This window comes from Bradyrhizobium sp. GW821-FHT12B03, assembly GCF_058807535.1.
Genome location: NZ_JBXAQU010000023.1, coordinates 125795 through 141110 on the forward strand (window position 1 = coordinate 125795; position 15316 = coordinate 141110).

A 15316-nucleotide genomic window follows, 5' to 3' on the forward strand; every position below is an offset into this window, starting at 1 on the left:
CATGCCGAAGATGTTTTCAAGGGGTCGCCTGTGGTCGGTCGGACGTCAGAAGTAGCTGCCAGCGTTCAGCTTCCGAGCGCGCAGCAGAAGACTGCGCGGTCGCAGGCGTCGAAAGACACCAGCGACTCCTTCGGCTCGCTGGTCGACAGCAACACCCAGGCGATCAGCAACAACGCCTCGTCCGCGTCGCAGGACAGCGCGCCGCGCCGGGCCGATTCGACGTCGTCGTCCTCAGCGTCCGACCGGAGCCCGCGCGACACCTCCTCGACCGACCAATCCTCGCAGAGCAAGGCGAGCGACGACACCGACACGTCCGCGCCCGCCAGCAGCAGCGACGCGACGACCGATCCGGCCAAGGATCAGGTCAAGACCGGCAAGAGCAAGGACAAGTCCGAGGCGTCCGACGCCAAATCGGCCGACAAGTCCGACGCGACCAAGGCCGACAAGACCGACGGCAGCGACGGGCTCGCCGCCGCCGTCGATGCCGCGGCGGCCGCACAAGTGGACCCGACGCTGACCGCACTGCCCGATCCCGGCGTCGTGGTGGCCGCGCCGGTCGTGCCCGTCGTCGATCCGAACGCGGCCGCGAACCAGGCCAGCGATACCGCCTCCTCGCCGCTGACGATCGCCGCCGCCGGCATCGCCGCCAGCGCCTCCACCGCGGCACAGATCGCCGGCAGCAAGACCGATACGGCGACGCCGGGCGACAAGAGCGCCAAGGCCGCCGGCGCCAAGGTCGATGCCGACACCACGGCGACGCTGGCCGATGCCGCGACCGGCGCGACCGACGGCACCGCAACCGATGCCAAGACCAATGGCGGACTGATCGCTGCGGTGGATCAGGGCACGCCAAAGACCTCGTTCAAGGCCGCCGCCACCGCACAGGGCGCCAGCGACGTCTCCAATATCGGTCAGGACACCGGCAAGACCGCCGCCGCCACCACGACGCAGGCGCCGGGAGGCGCGACCGGCGCCGCCGCGCATCCGCAAGCCGCCAAGCCGCAGGACGATGCCGGCGCGACCGACGCGAAGGCCGGTTCCTCCGACCGCGCCGCCGACGCAACGCCGGCCGCACCGGTCACGCACGCCCATGCCAATGCGCAGGCCAACGTGCCCGCGACCGATACCGGCGCGCAGGCCGCCTCCGCCGTGCAGGCGCCGCTGACCAATACGACGTCGGCCGCGACCGCTTCGACCGCGACGCTCACCGCGACCGCCGCCACCTCGACGGCCGTGCCGATCAACGCGGTGCCGATCGAGATCGCCGCCGCCGCGCGCGCCGGCAAGACGCGCTTCGACATCAGCCTCGATCCGATCGATCTCGGCCGCATCGACGTCCGCATCAATGTCGACCGCAACGGCCAGGTCACCTCGCATCTCACCGTCGAGAAGCCGGAGACGCTGCAGATGCTGCGGCAGGACGCGCCGCAATTGCAGCGCGCGCTCGACGATGCCGGCCTCAAGACCGGCAGCAACGGGCTCTCCTTCAGCCTGCGCGACCAGAATTCGTCGGGGCAGAACTCCGGCCAGAACAACGACAATGGCGGCAATGCCCGCCGGCTGATCATCAGCGAGGACGAGACCGTTGCTGCGGCGCCCGTCGGGCGCGGCTACGGCCGCATGCTCGGATCGAGCAGCGGCGTCGACATCAGAGTGTGAGGAGTATTCGATCATGACCACCACGAATGCCGCCACCGCCCCGTCCGTCGTCTCCGGCACGACGCAGACGTCTTCTTCGACGTCGTCCTCGAACTCGCTGGGCTCGTCCACCGGCGCGACGCTCGCCGGCAACTTCCAGACCTTTCTGACGCTGCTGACGACGCAGCTGCAGAACCAGAACCCTCTCGATCCGCTCGACACCAACCAGTTCACCCAGCAGCTGGTGCAGTTCGCCGGCGTCGAGCAGCAGCTCAAGACCAACGACTCGCTGGCCCAGCTCGTCACCCTGCAGCAGACCACGCAGGCGACCCAGGCACTGGGCTTCGTCGGCAAGACCGCGCTGGTCGACGGCACCACCGCGAGCATGACGAACTCGTCGGCCACCTGGCATCTCAACGTGCCCACCGATTCGACCGTGGACATCACCGTCGCCAATGCCAGCGGCCAGACCGTGTTCACCGGCAAATATACCGCCGGCGCCGGCACCGACGTTCCCTTCACCTGGAACGGCATGGGCAATGACGGCACGCAATGGCCCGACGGCAAGTACACGATCTCGGCCACCGGCAAGGATGTCGCCAACAACAATGTCGGCATCGCCGCGCAGGTGCAGGGCGTGGTCTCGTCCGTCGACCTGACCCAGTCGCCGCCGCTGCTCACCATCGACGGCGCCAGCTACACGCTGAGCCAGGTGAAGAGCATCATCGCGACGAGCAGCAATTAAGGCTGGCGCGCGAACCACACATTCGGTGTCGTCCTGGCCTAGTGCGCAATTGCGCACGGGAGCCAGGACCCATAGCCACCGAAAGTCGTATGAGTGCGAGGACGTAACCCCAGGTCTTCGCCAAACTGGTCCTTGGGGTAATGAGTCCTGGCCTTCGCCAGGACGACAGTTGAGGGCCTTTCGGCGCCGCGCGCAGGCCCTCGTTCGTTAGTAAAGTCTTAACGAAGACCCGCTTGGCCAGCCGAGATCATGTCTCCAGCTCGCCAAGCCGGCCGCGTTCCCGCAAGTTTCAACGAGAATTGTATTGAAGCCTTAGGCTTAGCGGATTTTTAAGCCGCCGCGCGTAGGGTTATGGCGTGAGTTCAGTGGTTGAGAGTTTGTGAGTACGCCATGACAGAACCCCATCGCCCGAGGGTAAAATACGTCATCGGGCCGGACGGCAGTCCGCTGACGATCGCAGATCTGCCAGCACCCGGCACCAAACGCTGGGTCATCCGCCGCAAGGCTGAAGTCGTCGCCGCCGTCCGTGGCGGACTTCTCTCCCTCGAGGAGGCCTGCAGCCGTTATACGCTGACGGTCGACGAATTCCTCTCCTGGCAGTTTTCCATCGACCAGCACGGTCTGGCGGGTCTTCGCACCACCCGCATCCAGCAATATCGCCAGTAAGCGATCCGGAAATCTGCGGCTTTTGACGAAAATCGGCCTCGCCCTGCGAGGCCGATTTTTTTCATATTTGTTCTTGGCTTCGTTCCTGGCGCTACTTTTGTCCCAGCTCTTAACCTTCGTTAACCATATCGAAACCATCACCTAGGCAATAATTGCCCAGTCGACCCGCTCTGGAATGCGGGTCGAATTGGTCGGGGCGGTTGCTTGCAAGGTCTTGCGGACTTTTTAAAAGGTATCGGCGCCGCCCGGTTCGGGGCGATGATCGCGGTCACCGCCGCGCTCATCGGCTTTTTCGCGTTCGTCATCATGCGGGTTACCACGCCGCAGATGACGACGCTCTTCACCGATCTCTCGGTCGAAGATTCTTCCAGCATTATCAAGGATCTGGAACGGCAGGGCATCCAGTTCGAGCTGCGCAATGAGGGCACCATCATCATGGTGCCCAAGGACAAGGTGACGCGGCTGCGGATGAAGCTTGCCGAAGGCGGCCTGCCCAAGGGCGGCGGCGTCGGCTACGAGGTGTTCGACAAGTCGGACGCGCTCGGCACCACCTCTTTCGTCCAGAACATCAACCATCTGCGCGCGCTGGAAGGCGAGCTCGCCCGCACCATCCGCGCCATCGACCGCATCCAGGCCGCCCGCGTCCACCTCGTGCTGCCCGAGCGCCCGCTGTTCTCGCGCGAGGCGCCGGAGCCGTCGGCCTCGATCGTGGTGCGGGTCCGCGGCGCGCTGGAAGCGCAGCAGATCAGGGCCATCCGCCACCTCGTCGCCTCCGCCGTCAACGGACTGAAGCCGCAGCGGGTCTCGATCGTCGACGAGGCCGGCCAGCTGCTCGCCGACGGTGCCCAGACTGATCCGGAGCAGGCGCTCGGCGACGAGCGCCGCACCACCTTCGAGAAGCGGATGCGCAAGCAGGTCGAGGACATCGTGTCCTCGGTGGTCGGCTCGGGCCGCGCCCGCGTCCAGCTCTCCGCCGATTTCGACTTCAACAAGATCACCCAGACCTCGGACAAGTTCGACCCCGAGGGCCGCGTGCTGCGCTCGAGCCAGACCCGCGAAGAAAGCAGCATGACCGCCGACAACAACGGCCAGGTCACGGTCAACAACGAGCTGCCGGGCAACCAGCAGAACAGCGGCGTCGCGGCCAAGGACCAGAGCAAGAAGACCGAGGAGACCAACAATTACGAGATCTCCCGGACCACCAAGACCGAGGTGACCGAGGCCGGCCGGGTCAACCGCATCTCGGTCGCGGTGCTGGTCGACGGCATCTATTCCAAGAACGAGAAGGGCGAGCTGGCCTACCAGGACCGCACCAAGGAGCAGCTCGACCGCATCGCCACCCTGGTGCGCTCGGCGATCGGCTTCGACCAGAAGCGCGGCGATCAGGTCGAGGTCGTCAATCTGCGCTTTGCCGACGCCCCCTCCACAGCCCCGATCGGCGAGCCTGGCGGCTTCCTCGGCATGCTCCAGTTCACCAAGGACGACGTCATGTACTTCGTCGAGCTCGGCGTGATGATGCTGCTCGGCCTGGTCGTACTGTTCCTGGTGATCCGCCCGCTGGTCAAGCGCATCCTGGCGTCCGACGAGGTCGCCGCCGCCATCTCCGGCGTGCTCTCAGGCCCGGCCGCCTCGGAAGAGGCCGCGCCGGCCGCCGGCCAGGCGCTGCTGCCCAGCGGCGCCGCCAGCGCGATCGACGTCGCCACCATCCAGGGCCAGGTCCACGCCCAGTCCGTCCATCGCGTCGGCGAGCTCGCCGAGCGCAACCCCAACGAAACCGTCGCCATCATCCGCCAATGGCTGAGCGAACCGGCGAAATGATCCGAGAAGTGAACTGACATGGCCGCAGCCCTGCAAAACGCCAACAGCAACGACATCACCAGCGTGATCTCCACGCTCGGTCAGCGCGCCAACACCCGGGCCAAGGACGGCAAGCCGGCCGAGCAATTGGTCGGACCGAAGCGTGCCGCGATCCTGATGCTGGCGCTGGGCGAGCAATATGGCGGCAAGATCTGGGGCCTGCTCGACGACGACGAGGTGCGCCAGCTCTCGCTGGAAATGTCGACGCTCGGCACCGTCGAGGTCGAGACCGTCGAGGACATGCTGCTCGAATTCGTCTCGCGCATGTCGGCTTCGGGGGCGCTGATGGGCAATTTCGACGCCACCGAACGGCTGCTTCAGCAATACCTGCCGCCGGAGCGCGTCAACGGCATCATGGACGAGATCCGCGGCCCTGCCGGCCGCAACATGTGGGAGAAGCTTTCCAACGTGCAGGAAGAGGTCCTCGCCAACTACCTCAAGAACGAATATCCGCAGACCATCGCGGTGGTGCTGTCGAAGCTGAAGCCGGAGCACGCCGCGCGCGTGCTCGGCATCTTCCCCGAGGACCTCGCGCTCGACGTCGTCAACCGCATGCTGAAGATGGAAGCGGTGCAGAAGGAGGTGATCGAGAGCGTGGAGAAGACGCTGCGCACCGAATTCATGTCCAATTTGTCGCAGACCCGCCGCCGTGACGCCCACGAGGTGATGGCCGAAATCTTCAACAATTTCGACCGCCAGACCGAAACCCGCTTCATCACCTCGCTGGAAGAGGACAACCGCGAATCGGCCGAGCGCATCAAGGCGCTGATGTTCACCTTCGACGACCTGGTGAAGCTGGATTCCGGCTCGGCGCAGACCCTGATGCGCAACGTCGACAAGGACAAGCTCGGCGTCGCGCTCAAGAGCGCCAACGAGGACGTCCGCAACTTCTTCTTCGGCAACATGTCCTCGCGCGCGGCCAAGATGCTCCAGGACGACATGGCGGCGATGGGTCCGGTGCGTCTGCGCGACGTCGACGAGGCGCAGGCGCTGCTGGTCAACCTCGCCAAGGACCTCGCCGCCAAGGGCGAGATCATGCTGACCAAGAACCGCGCTGACGACGAACTGGTGTATTGATGGCCGCTCCGGCAAAATTCCTGTTCGACAACGACTTCGCCGCGCCGGACCGGACGCGCGAGAAGGCCGCGACTGCGGCCGAAATCGCCCAGAAGGTCGCGGAAGCGGAGGCGCGCGCCTATCAGGACGGCTTTGCCGCCGGCCAGCGCGAGGCCAAGGCCGAGAGCGAGCGCCGCGTCGCGCTCGCCATGGAAGAGATCAACATCGCGATCCGGGGCGTCGCCTCGGGCATCGGCAACATCGAGACCAAAATGGAGACCGAGGCGGTCGAGGTCGCGGTCGCCGTGGCGCGCAAGCTGTGCGCCGATCTGGTCGCCGCCGAGCCGCTCGGCGAGATCGTGGCGCTGGTCAAGGACTGCTTCTCGCACCTGGTGGCGACGCCACATCTCGTCGTCCGCATCAACGACGCGCTCTACGACAGCGCCCGCGAGAAGATCGAGCGGCTCGCCAAGCAGAGCGGCTTCGAGGGCCGGCTGGTGATCCTGGCCGAGCCGGAGATTGCGACCGGCGACTGCCGGATCGAATGGGCCGATGGCGGCGTCGTGCTCGAGCGCAGCGCCATCGCGGCCAAGATCGACGAAATGGTCGGACGCTATATCGCGTCCCGGAGGGGGAGCTAAGCCATGAGCGACACCGACGGACAGGTCCCGCTGCCCGATCTCAACGGCCCGTTGCCGCCAACCGGCACCGACGTCGGCTACAACGAGGACGAATATGCGGCGCGCGCTGCCGCCGACCTCGAGGCCGTGTTCGACGTGCCGGTGCAGGTCTCGGCCGTGCTCGGCCGCTCCAAGATGGACGTCGGCGAGCTCCTGAAGCTCGGGCCGGGCACCGTGCTGGAGCTCGACCGGCGCGTCGGCGAGGCCATCGACATCTACGTCAACAACAAGCTGGTCGCCCGCGGCGAGGTCGTCCTGGTCGAGGACAAGCTCGGCGTGACCATGACCGAAATCATCAAGACCGAACGTACCTGATCATTTGCGATTGCAGGGAATGACGCGCGGCAGCGCGACCAGACGGACAGGAGACTGACATGCGGCTTCTCATCGTTGGCACATTGAAGGGCCAGCTCACCACCGCCACCAAGATCGCGATGGAGAACGGCGCCACCGTGACCCATGCCGAGGATCACGAGCAGGCGATGCGCGTGTTGCGCGGTGGCAAGGGCGCCGACCTCTTGCTGGTCGACGTCGCCCTCGATATCCGCGATCTCGTGATGCGGCTGGAGGCCGAGCACATCCACGCCCCGATCGTCGCCTGCGGCATCACCAACGACGCCCGCGCCGCGGTCGCCGCGATCCACGCCGGTGCCAAGGAATACATCCCGCTGCCGCCGGATCCGGAACTGATCGCCGCGGTGCTGGCCGCGGTCGCCAACGATTCCCGCGAACTGATCTATCGCGACGAAGCGATGGCGAAGGTCGTCAAGCTGGCGCAGCAGATCGCAGGCTCCGACGCCTCGGTGATGATCACCGGCGAATCCGGAACGGGCAAGGAAGTACTGGCCCGCTACGTCCACACCCGCTCGGCCCGCGCCAAGCGCCCGTTCATCTCGATCAACTGCGCCGCGATCCCCGAGCATCTGCTCGAATCCGAGCTGTTCGGGCACGAGAAGGGCGCCTTCACCGGCGCGATCGCCCGCCGCATCGGCAAGTTCGAGGAGGCGACCGGCGGCACGCTGCTGCTGGACGAAATCTCGGAGATGGACGTCCGCCTGCAATCGAAGCTGCTGCGCGCCATCCAGGAGCGCGTGATCGACCGCGTCGGCGGCACCAAGCCTGTCCCCGTGGACATCCGCATTATCGCGACCTCGAACCGCAATCTGGCGGACGCCGTGCGCGAAGGCACGTTCCGCGAGGACCTGCTGTTCCGCCTCAACGTCGTGAACCTGAAGATCCCGCCGCTGCGCGAGCGTCCCCTCGACATCCTCGAGCTCGCCCAGCATTTCGTGAAGAAATATGCCGAGGCCAACGGCGTGCCGGTGCGCCCGATCTCTGCGGAAGCGCGCCGCGTGCTCTCCACCAACCGCTGGCAGGGCAACGTCCGCGAGCTCGAAAACACCATGCACCGCGCGGTGCTGATGGCGCAGGGCGACGAGATCGGCCCCGACGCGATCCTCACGCCCGACGGCGACCGCCTCGACCTCGCCAAGACGGTCCCGGCCGTGGCGCATGCGACCATGGCCGCCGAGCAGGTCACGCGCGCCCTGGTCGGCCGCACGGTGGCGGACGTCGAACGCGACCTGATCCTGGAGACGCTGAAGCACTGCCTCGGCAACCGGACCCATGCCGCCAACATCCTGGGCATCTCGATCCGCACGCTGCGCAATAAGCTCAACGAATATGCCGATGGCGGAATTCCGATTACGCCTGCGGGCACGCCGGGTGAGTATCCGCGGATGCCGATGGTGGGGGCGTAGGGCTTCTGCGAGAATTGAGAGGATGCGAATGCCCGGGCTTGGCCCGGGCATTTTTGTTTCAGGGCCAGCCCACTCGCCAAATATACGGTGTCGTCCCGGCGAAGGCCGGGACCCATAACCCCAGGGAGGAGTTTGGCGAAGAGTCGTCGTTCGGTACTCCTACCGACCACAATCGATAGATCACGCGGTATGGGTCCCGGCCTTCGCCGGGACGACGTTGGAGAGGCAGCATGGCCGCACCGCATCCGGCGACTAGGTCGGACGCGCGCGAAGCCCTATAACCCCGCGCTGAGAACCACGCGAGGATAAACATGTCTCAATCTCAAATCACGGACTGGCTGGCGTCGCAGCGGCAGGCGATGATCGATCTGTTGCGCGACGTCGTGAACATCGATTCCGGGTCCTATGACAAGGAAGGCGTCGATGCGGTCGGTGCGCGGTTCGAGCGGCACTTTGCCGAGCACGGCATTCCGTTCCGGCGCGAGGCCAACGCGACCTTCGGCGACGCGATCCATGCCGAGGTGGCAAAGCCGGGCAGCAACGAGAAGCCGGTGCTGCTGATGGGGCATCGCGACACCGTGTTCGGCAAGGGCGAGGCCGGGAAGCGTCCGTTCACGATCCGCGACGGGCGCGCCTATGGCCCCGGCGTCTCCGACATGAAATCCGGCCTCGTCATGAACGTGTTCGTGGCGACCGCCTTCCACAAATTCGGCGGCTCACCGCATCCGATCAAGGTGCTGATCACCTCGGACGAGGAGATCGGCTCGCCCTCCTGCCGCCCGGTGATCGAGCGCGAGGGACGCGCCGCGCGCGCGGTGTTCAATTCCGAGCCGGGCCGCCCGACCGGCAACGTCGTGACGGGGCGCAAGGGCGGCATCTTCATGCATCTGGCCATCACCGGCAAGGCCGCGCATTCCGGCGCCAATTTTGCCGCCGGCATCAGCGCGATCGGCGAGCTCGCGCACAAGATCGTCCAGATCCACGCGTTGACCGATCTCGACAAGGGCATCACGCTCAATGTCGGCCTCGTCTCGGGCGGGCAGTCCGTCAACACGACGGCGCCCTATGCCGAAGGCCAGATCGATCTGCGCTATGTCGATCCGGCGGACCGCGCCACGGTGATGGCCGCGATCGAGGCCATCGTCGCGACCTCCTACGTGCCGGGCACCAGCGCGACGCTGACGATCAAGGGCGAGTTCGTGCCGGTGGTGCAGAGCGAGGCCTCGAAGGCGCTGTTCGAGGGTTATCAAGCGGCCGCAAGACAGGTCGGCCTCACCACGCTCCAGGGCGAGTTTTCCGGCGGCTGCGCCGATTCCGGTTTCACCGCCGCGGTCGGCACGCCGACCGTCTGCGGCCTCGGGCCGGTCGGCGGGCTCGCGCACACGCCGGAGGAATATCTCGAGATCGACAGCATCGTGCCGCGCGCGCAGGCGCTGGCGCTGGCGATTTTGCGGGGGTAGTCGCCACACACTCCGCCGTCATGCCCGGGCTTGTCCCGGGCATCCACGTCCCTACGAAATCGCCGATGCACGTGGATGGCCGGGTCAAGCCCGGCCATGACGCGGAGAGAGTGTCGTCACGAATAACTCGGCGCGTCGGGCTTCCGGAAGATGTGGATGGGGTCGCCCGGCACGATCGGCTGACCGCTGAACATCGCGTAGGCGTAGAGCGCGAGATAGGCGATCGCCAGCGCGCCGACGGCATAAAAGGCCCAGGTCGCGACGCGCTTCATCGATCCGCTCCGTTGCCGTCCCGGCGGGACGGCTCAGGGCGCTTCTAGATCGATGATGGGAAAAAGGCCAGCCTTCCGCGCCGTCTGCCGGCGGCGATCAAACGCCGCGCCGATTGCGCGCGGGAACGCTGACCTCGGCGAGCCTTGCCGCGTCTTCGTCCTGGTCGACCGCCACATACTGGCCATGCCAATAGGCCAGCGCGGCGTTGCGGGTCGAGCTCCTGATGTCCCTGACACGGCCGATGACGATGCCGTGCGAGTGCCGCTCGACGATCTCCTCGACCTCGCAGTCGAAGGCCGACAGCGCGCCGACCAGGAGCGGAACGCCTGAGACCGACGTCACCCACTGGCTGCCTGCAAAGCGTTCGGCGCCCTTCAACCCACCCTTGCCGGCAAAGCGTTCGGCGATGTCGAGCTGGTCGGCGTTGAGGATGTTCACGCCGAAGGCGCCATGGCGCCGGATCAGCGGGAAGGACGAGGCATCGCGGTTGATGCTGACCAGCAGGGTCGGCGGTTCGACCGACAGCGAGGTGACCGAGGTCACCGTCATGCCGGTGATGTCCTTGCCCCGCCCGGCGGTGATGACGCTGACGCCGCCGGTGAGGTGGCGCATGGCGCCACGGAAATCGGCGGGCGAAACGGGGATTTCAGTCATGAGATCGCGGGGCACTACATTCATGGCACGGTCCCCGATGCGGGGTTCCCTTGTATTTAGGTACGATCGTCCGCCGACAAAAGGTGGCTCAGGATCGAGCCTTCGAGGCCCGCAAGCTCGGCCGAGCCGCGCTCCCGCGGCCGGGCTGCGTTAACCACGACGTCATGGGCAATCCGGCCCTCCTCGATCACCAGCACCCGGTCCGCCAGCGCGACCGCCTCGGCAACGTCATGAGTCACCAGGATCGCGGTAAAGCCCTGGTCGCGCCAGACCCGCTCCAGCAGCCGCTGCATCGAAATGCGGGTCAGCGCGTCCAGCGCGCCGAGCGGCTCGTCGAAGGCCAGCACGCGCGGACGCGACACCAGCGCCCGGCCGAGCGCAACGCGCTGCTTCTGGCCGCCCGACAGCACCGAGGGCCACTGGTCGCGCTTGTCGGCAAGGCCAACCTCGGTCAGCGCCTTCTCGGCCCGCGCAGGCGCATCGCTTGATGAACGATCGCGGCCGAGGCCAACCTCGACATTGGCGAGCACCCGGGCCCAGGGCAGCAGCCGCGGCTCCTGGAACATCACGCGGATGTCCTCGGGCTTGACCGCCGCATCACCGAAGCTGACGCTGCCGGCATCGATCTTGTCCAGGCCGGCGATGAGACGCAGCAGCGTGCTCTTGCCACAGCCGCTCTTGCCGACGATGGCCACGAACTGGCCGGCGGGGATGTGCAGGTCGATGCCACGCAGCACCTCGTTGTCGCCGAAGGATTTGCGCAAGCCGCGGATGCTGAGCGGCAGGCCGCTGGTCTGCACTCGGCGTTCTTCTTGCCGCTCCTCGCGCACCACACGGGCGTGAGGCGCGAAATTGGCACGGCTGGCGAGCTCGGTCTCAGGAAGAGACGTACGAAGCGCTGTCTGCATGTGATTCCCAGTATTTCTGCTCAACGTTTCTGGAAGGCGGGGTGCCAGGAGAGTGTCGCCCGCTCCAGCACGCGGGAGGCGCTGTCGGCGAGCTTGCCGAGCAGGGCGTAGATCAGGATCGAGAGCACGACGACGTCGATCAGCATGAACTCGCGCGCCTGCATCGCCATGTAGCCGAGGCCTGAGGAGGCCGCGATGGTCTCCGCGACGATCAGGGTCAGCCACATGATGCCGAGCGCGAAGCGGATGCCGACGAAGATCGAGGGCAGCGCGCCCGGAAAGATCACGCGGCGGAACAATTCGCCGTCGCTCATGCCGTAGATGCGGCCCATCTCGATCAGCTGCGGATCGACGGTGCGGATGCCGTGCAGCGTGTTGAGATAGATCGGGAAGAACACCCCTAACGCCACCAGGAACAGCTTGGCGCTCTCGTCGATGCCGAACCACAGGATGACCAGCGGGATCAGCGCCAGATGCGGCACGTTGCGCACCATCTGCAGCGTGGTGTCGGTGAGCTTTGCCGAAAGCTGCGACAGCCCGTTGGCGAGCCCGAAGGCGAAGCCGATGCTGCCGCCGATCAGGAAGCCGATCAAGGCGCGCCAGAACGAGACCCAGATGTTGCGGACGAGCTCGCCCGACAGCAGCAGCTTCCAGCCAGCGAGCGCGACATCGCTCGGCGCCGGCAACACCCGCGTCGGCACGAAGCCGGTGACGCAGGCGAGCTGCCAGATCGCGATGATGGCGAGCGGCACGATCCACTGGACCAGGCCGTCTGCGCGCGGCAGGCGGATCCTGCGTGGCAGAGAAATACTGTCGATGAGGCTCATGATTGCGATGCCAGTTTATGCGGACGATAGTCGTTGCCGATGGTTTCCCCGAACGGACCGCTGTTGTGATGCAGCCGCGTCACGTTGCTGCCGTGGTCGAGCGAGAGCAGCGGGAACACCAGTTCGGCGAAGCGATAGGCTTCCTCCAGATGCGGGTAGCCCGACATGATGAAGGTATCGATGCCGATGTCCTGATACTCCTTGATGCGCGCCGCGACGGTCTGGGCGTCGCCGACCAGCGCCGTGCCGGCGCCGCCGCGCACGAGGCCGACGCCGGCCCAGAGATTCGGGGCGATCTCGAGCTGGTCGCGCTTGCCGCCGTGCAGCTGCGCCATGCGCTGCTGGCCGACCGAGTCCATGCGGGCGAAGTTCTTCTGCGCGGTCGCGATCGTCTCGTCGCTGACATGCTTGATCAGCTCGCCCGCCGCCTGCCAGGCTGCCTCATTGGTCTCGCGGACAATCACATGAAGCCGGATGCCGAAGGACAGCTTTCGCCCGCGTGCGGCGGCAACCTCCCTCACCTTCGCGATCTTCTCGGCGACCTGCGCCGGCGGCTCGCCCCAGGTGAGGTATTTGTCGACGGTGTCGACGGCGACATCGATGCCGGCGTCCGACGAGCCGCCGAAATAGAGCGGCGGACGCGGCGACTGCACCGGGTGGAACAGCAGCTTGCCATCCTCGATGCGGATGTGCTTGCCCTCGACATTGACGGTCTTGCCGGCGAGCAGGTCGCTATAGACGTTGAGGAACTCGCGCGTGACCTCGTAGCGCTCGTCATGGCCGAGGAAGATGCCGTCGCCCTTGTTCTCGACGGGATCGCCGCCGGTGACGACGTTGATCAGGAGCCGGCCATTGGTGACGCGGTCGAGCGTCGCCGTCATGCGCGCGGCCACGCTCGGCGATTGCAGGCCGGGCCTGACCGCCACGAGATAGCGCAGCCGCTCGGTGAACGGCGCCACGCTGGAAGCGACGATCCAGGAATCCTCGCAGGACCGCCCGGTCGGCAGCAGCACGCCGAAATAGCCGAGTTGGTCGGCCGCCTGCGCGACCTGGCGCAGATAGTTGACGTTGACCTCACGGCCGCCGATGCCGGTGCCGAGATAACGTCCGTCGCCGTGGGTCGGCAGGAACCAGAGAATGTTGCTCTTGCTCATGGATGGGCTCCGATGACTAGCCGTAGGTCGTGCCGACGGCGGCCGCGACGATGCCGACCGACATGACGATGGCCGCGATCACGCGTTGAACGATGCGTCTCATGTTCACACCTCTTGAATCGGGAAGGCTGGTGGGCACGATCAGGCCGTCGGGTTGCGCCAGACGATGTCGCGGATGACGATCGGCTTCGGGATCAGGCCGAGCTTGTGGAAGCGGTCGGCGACGCCCTGCTGGGTCGCGACGATGTCGTCGGTGACGGGGCCGACCACGAAGGACGAGCGGTTGGCCGCGATGGTCTGGATGTCGAGCGGAATGCCTGTCACCGCCGCCAGCGACTTGGCGACCTCGTCGCGATGCTGCTCAGCCCATTTGGCGGTCGCGGTCGTGACGTCGACGATCTGCTGCAGGACGGCGCCGTGATTCCGGGCGAAGTCGCGGTTGGCGATGTAGAAGGAATTGGTCTTGGTGACCTCGCGCGCGTTGATCAGGATGCGGCCGTTCTGCCGGGTCTCTCCGATCGCGAAATACGGATCCCAGATCGCCCAGGCCTCGATGCTGCCGTTGGCGAAGGCCGGGCCGGCATCCGGCGGCGTCAGATAGACCGGGGTGATGTCGGCATAGGTGAGGCCCGCCTTCTCCAGCGTCTGCACCACGATGTTGTGGGCGCTGGAGCCCTTGGTGAAGCCGATGCGCTTGCCTTTCAGCTCGGCGATCGAGCGGATCGGCGAATCCTTCGGCACCAGAATGCCCTGGCCGTTGGTGATCGGCTGGCCGGCGGCATAGACGATCGCGGCGCCCGCGGCCTGGGCGAACACCGGCGGGGAATCGCCGACCGCGCCGTAATCGACGCTGCCGACATTCATCGCCTCCATCATCGGGGGACCCGAGGAGAACTCGACCCATTTCACCTCGATGCCTTGCGGGGCGAAATGTCTTTCCAGGGCGGCCTGCTGGCGCGTGATGACCAGCACGCCGTTCTTCTGGTAGCCGATACGAATTTCCTTCACCGCGCCTTGTGACGCTCCTTGCGCGTCGGCGCGGGAGGCGAACGCAGCCGCGGCTGCCGTTCCAACGGAGAGTCTCAGAAAGTCACGACGCTGCATTCCACACTCCCGGCCGCATGCGGCCGTCATTCATTCGCGCTTCACGAATGATGGTGCGGAGCGGGAAGAGTGTCGAGACGCCAGGGAAAATAGCGATGCGAGCACTGCACGCGTGGCAGTGCGCATGATTAATCTTTCAACCCGCCGAGCGAATGAAGATGGAATTTTTCTGCACGCGGATGTGAAGACCGCGTGCGATCGGCCGCAGGACGCGCGGCCGGAACAAAAAGCGCAAAAACAACCCCATGCACAGTAGCCGGGGCATGCGAAAACAATGACTTACGATTTATCCGAAATTATCTTGACCCGTCGGGCAAAACAGGTGCAGAATGGCATCATCGCGGACTGGGGTTGTCGGCCAAAACTCCTTCCACCCCCCGCTGTCATGCCCCGGCTTGACCAGGGCATCCAGTACGCCGCGGCCTCTCGGTTCAATCACTACTGTCTCTGGAATACTGGGCGGATTCAATCACTCGTCGCAACACCCAGCGAAGGAGGTTGCGATGGAGAACCGTGTGCGGACAGGTCGCCCTC

General features: G+C 66.0%; 15 protein-coding genes. 9 read left to right on the top strand and 6 right to left on the bottom strand.

The annotated features are described in order from the left end of the window. The first annotated feature begins 30 nt into the window (after nucleotides 1-30). The 9 genes from AC1RUR_RS32995 (at nucleotide 31) to AC1RUR_RS33035 (ending at nucleotide 9862) form a co-directional block, all read left to right on the top strand. Nucleotides 31-1659 carry a flagellar hook-length control protein FliK gene (locus AC1RUR_RS32995; protein WP_492851870.1) on the top strand — a complete coding sequence of 543 codons (1629 nt, stop codon included), beginning with the start codon at nucleotides 31-33 and terminating at the stop codon, nucleotides 1657-1659. 13 nt (nucleotides 1660-1672) lie between these two features. Continuing rightward, nucleotides 1673-2383: a flagellar hook assembly protein FlgD gene (locus AC1RUR_RS33000; protein WP_492851872.1), complete on the top strand. Its 711-nt coding sequence runs from the start codon at nucleotides 1673-1675 to the stop codon at nucleotides 2381-2383. A gap of 390 nt (nucleotides 2384-2773) precedes the next feature. Beyond that, a complete protein-coding gene (sciP, locus tag AC1RUR_RS33005) occupies nucleotides 2774-3049 on the top strand; it encodes a CtrA inhibitor SciP (RefSeq protein ID WP_002714638.1) in 276 nt (91 codons plus the stop codon). A 204-nt stretch (nucleotides 3050-3253) separates the two neighbouring features. Beyond that, a complete protein-coding gene (fliF, locus tag AC1RUR_RS33010; RefSeq protein WP_492851874.1) occupies nucleotides 3254-4867 on the top strand; it encodes a flagellar basal-body MS-ring/collar protein FliF in 1614 nt (537 codons plus the stop codon). Between the two features lie 18 nt (nucleotides 4868-4885). Continuing rightward, entirely contained in the window at nucleotides 4886-5983 is a 1098-nt protein-coding gene (gene fliG / locus AC1RUR_RS33015; RefSeq protein WP_492851876.1) for a flagellar motor switch protein FliG, read from the top strand. After that, complete coding sequence (locus AC1RUR_RS33020) at nucleotides 5983-6603, top strand: FliH/SctL family protein (protein ID WP_492851878.1); 621 nt, start codon at nucleotides 5983-5985, stop codon at nucleotides 6601-6603. The genes fliG and AC1RUR_RS33020 overlap by 1 nt, the downstream gene beginning before the upstream one ends. A gap of 3 nt (nucleotides 6604-6606) precedes the next feature. Continuing rightward, on the top strand, nucleotides 6607-6957 hold the full coding sequence (fliN, locus tag AC1RUR_RS33025; RefSeq protein ID WP_008131272.1) for a flagellar motor switch protein FliN: 351 nt from the start codon (nucleotides 6607-6609) through the stop codon (nucleotides 6955-6957). 59 nt (nucleotides 6958-7016) lie between these two features. Beyond that, nucleotides 7017-8402 carry a sigma-54-dependent transcriptional regulator FlbD gene (gene flbD / locus AC1RUR_RS33030; RefSeq protein WP_492851880.1) on the top strand — a complete coding sequence of 462 codons (1386 nt, stop codon included), beginning with the start codon at nucleotides 7017-7019 and terminating at the stop codon, nucleotides 8400-8402. A gap of 311 nt (nucleotides 8403-8713) precedes the next feature. Next, entirely contained in the window at nucleotides 8714-9862 is a 1149-nt protein-coding gene (locus AC1RUR_RS33035) for a M20 family metallopeptidase (protein ID WP_492851882.1), read from the top strand. Nucleotides 9863-9978: 116 nt separating this feature from the next. On the opposite strand, the gene AC1RUR_RS33040 is transcribed toward AC1RUR_RS33035, so the two are convergent. From AC1RUR_RS33040 to AC1RUR_RS33065, 6 genes are all read right to left on the bottom strand, one after another. Next, nucleotides 9979-10134: a hypothetical protein gene (locus AC1RUR_RS33040; RefSeq protein ID WP_247424234.1), complete on the bottom strand. Its 156-nt coding sequence runs from the start codon at nucleotides 10132-10134 to the stop codon at nucleotides 9979-9981. Between the two features lie 97 nt (nucleotides 10135-10231). Further along, nucleotides 10232-10813 (bottom strand): flavin reductase family protein, encoded by a 582-nt coding sequence (locus tag AC1RUR_RS33045; protein WP_492851884.1) that lies wholly within the window; start codon nucleotides 10811-10813, stop codon nucleotides 10232-10234. 32 nt (nucleotides 10814-10845) lie between these two features. Continuing rightward, nucleotides 10846-11697: an ATP-binding cassette domain-containing protein gene (locus AC1RUR_RS33050; RefSeq protein ID WP_492851886.1), complete on the bottom strand. Its 852-nt coding sequence runs from the start codon at nucleotides 11695-11697 to the stop codon at nucleotides 10846-10848. 20 nt (nucleotides 11698-11717) lie between these two features. Next, on the bottom strand, nucleotides 11718-12524 hold the full coding sequence (gene ssuC / locus AC1RUR_RS33055; protein ID WP_492851888.1) for an aliphatic sulfonate ABC transporter permease SsuC: 807 nt from the start codon (nucleotides 12522-12524) through the stop codon (nucleotides 11718-11720). After that, the gene (gene ssuD / locus AC1RUR_RS33060) at nucleotides 12521-13678 is read right to left on the bottom strand and encodes an FMNH2-dependent alkanesulfonate monooxygenase (RefSeq protein ID WP_492851890.1); all 1158 of its coding nucleotides are present in this window, start codon (nucleotides 13676-13678) and stop codon (nucleotides 12521-12523) included. Before ssuD ends, ssuC begins: the two co-directional genes overlap by 4 nt. A 141-nt stretch (nucleotides 13679-13819) precedes the next feature. Next, complete coding sequence (locus AC1RUR_RS33065) at nucleotides 13820-14782, bottom strand: sulfonate ABC transporter substrate-binding protein (protein ID WP_492851892.1); 963 nt, start codon at nucleotides 14780-14782, stop codon at nucleotides 13820-13822. Nucleotides 14783-15316 lie beyond the last annotated feature (534 nt).

What these genes read in the sequence shown, in the direction of transcription:
- AC1RUR_RS33000 (WP_492851872.1), top strand. Translation starts at nt 1,673, where the DNA reads ATGACCACCACGAATGCCGCCACCGCCCCGTCCGTCGTCTCCGGCACG.
- sciP (WP_002714638.1), top strand. Translation starts at nt 2,774, where the DNA reads ATGACAGAACCCCATCGCCCGAGGGTAAAATACGTCATCGGGCCGGAC.
- fliG (WP_492851876.1), top strand. Translation starts at nt 4,886, where the DNA reads ATGGCCGCAGCCCTGCAAAACGCCAACAGCAACGACATCACCAGCGTG.
- AC1RUR_RS33020 (WP_492851878.1), top strand. Translation starts at nt 5,983, where the DNA reads ATGGCCGCTCCGGCAAAATTCCTGTTCGACAACGACTTCGCCGCGCCG.
- fliN (WP_008131272.1), top strand. Translation starts at nt 6,607, where the DNA reads ATGAGCGACACCGACGGACAGGTCCCGCTGCCCGATCTCAACGGCCCG.
- flbD (WP_492851880.1), top strand. Translation starts at nt 7,017, where the DNA reads ATGCGGCTTCTCATCGTTGGCACATTGAAGGGCCAGCTCACCACCGCC.
- AC1RUR_RS33035 (WP_492851882.1), top strand. Translation starts at nt 8,714, where the DNA reads ATGTCTCAATCTCAAATCACGGACTGGCTGGCGTCGCAGCGGCAGGCG.
- AC1RUR_RS33040 (WP_247424234.1), bottom strand. Translation starts at nt 10,134, where the DNA reads ATGAAGCGCGTCGCGACCTGGGCCTTTTATGCCGTCGGCGCGCTGGCG.
- AC1RUR_RS33045 (WP_492851884.1), bottom strand. Translation starts at nt 10,813, where the DNA reads ATGAATGTAGTGCCCCGCGATCTCATGACTGAAATCCCCGTTTCGCCC.
- AC1RUR_RS33050 (WP_492851886.1), bottom strand. Translation starts at nt 11,697, where the DNA reads ATGCAGACAGCGCTTCGTACGTCTCTTCCTGAGACCGAGCTCGCCAGC.
- ssuC (WP_492851888.1), bottom strand. Translation starts at nt 12,524, where the DNA reads ATGAGCCTCATCGACAGTATTTCTCTGCCACGCAGGATCCGCCTGCCG.
- ssuD (WP_492851890.1), bottom strand. Translation starts at nt 13,678, where the DNA reads ATGAGCAAGAGCAACATTCTCTGGTTCCTGCCGACCCACGGCGACGGA.
- AC1RUR_RS33065 (WP_492851892.1), bottom strand. Translation starts at nt 14,782, where the DNA reads ATGCAGCGTCGTGACTTTCTGAGACTCTCCGTTGGAACGGCAGCCGCG.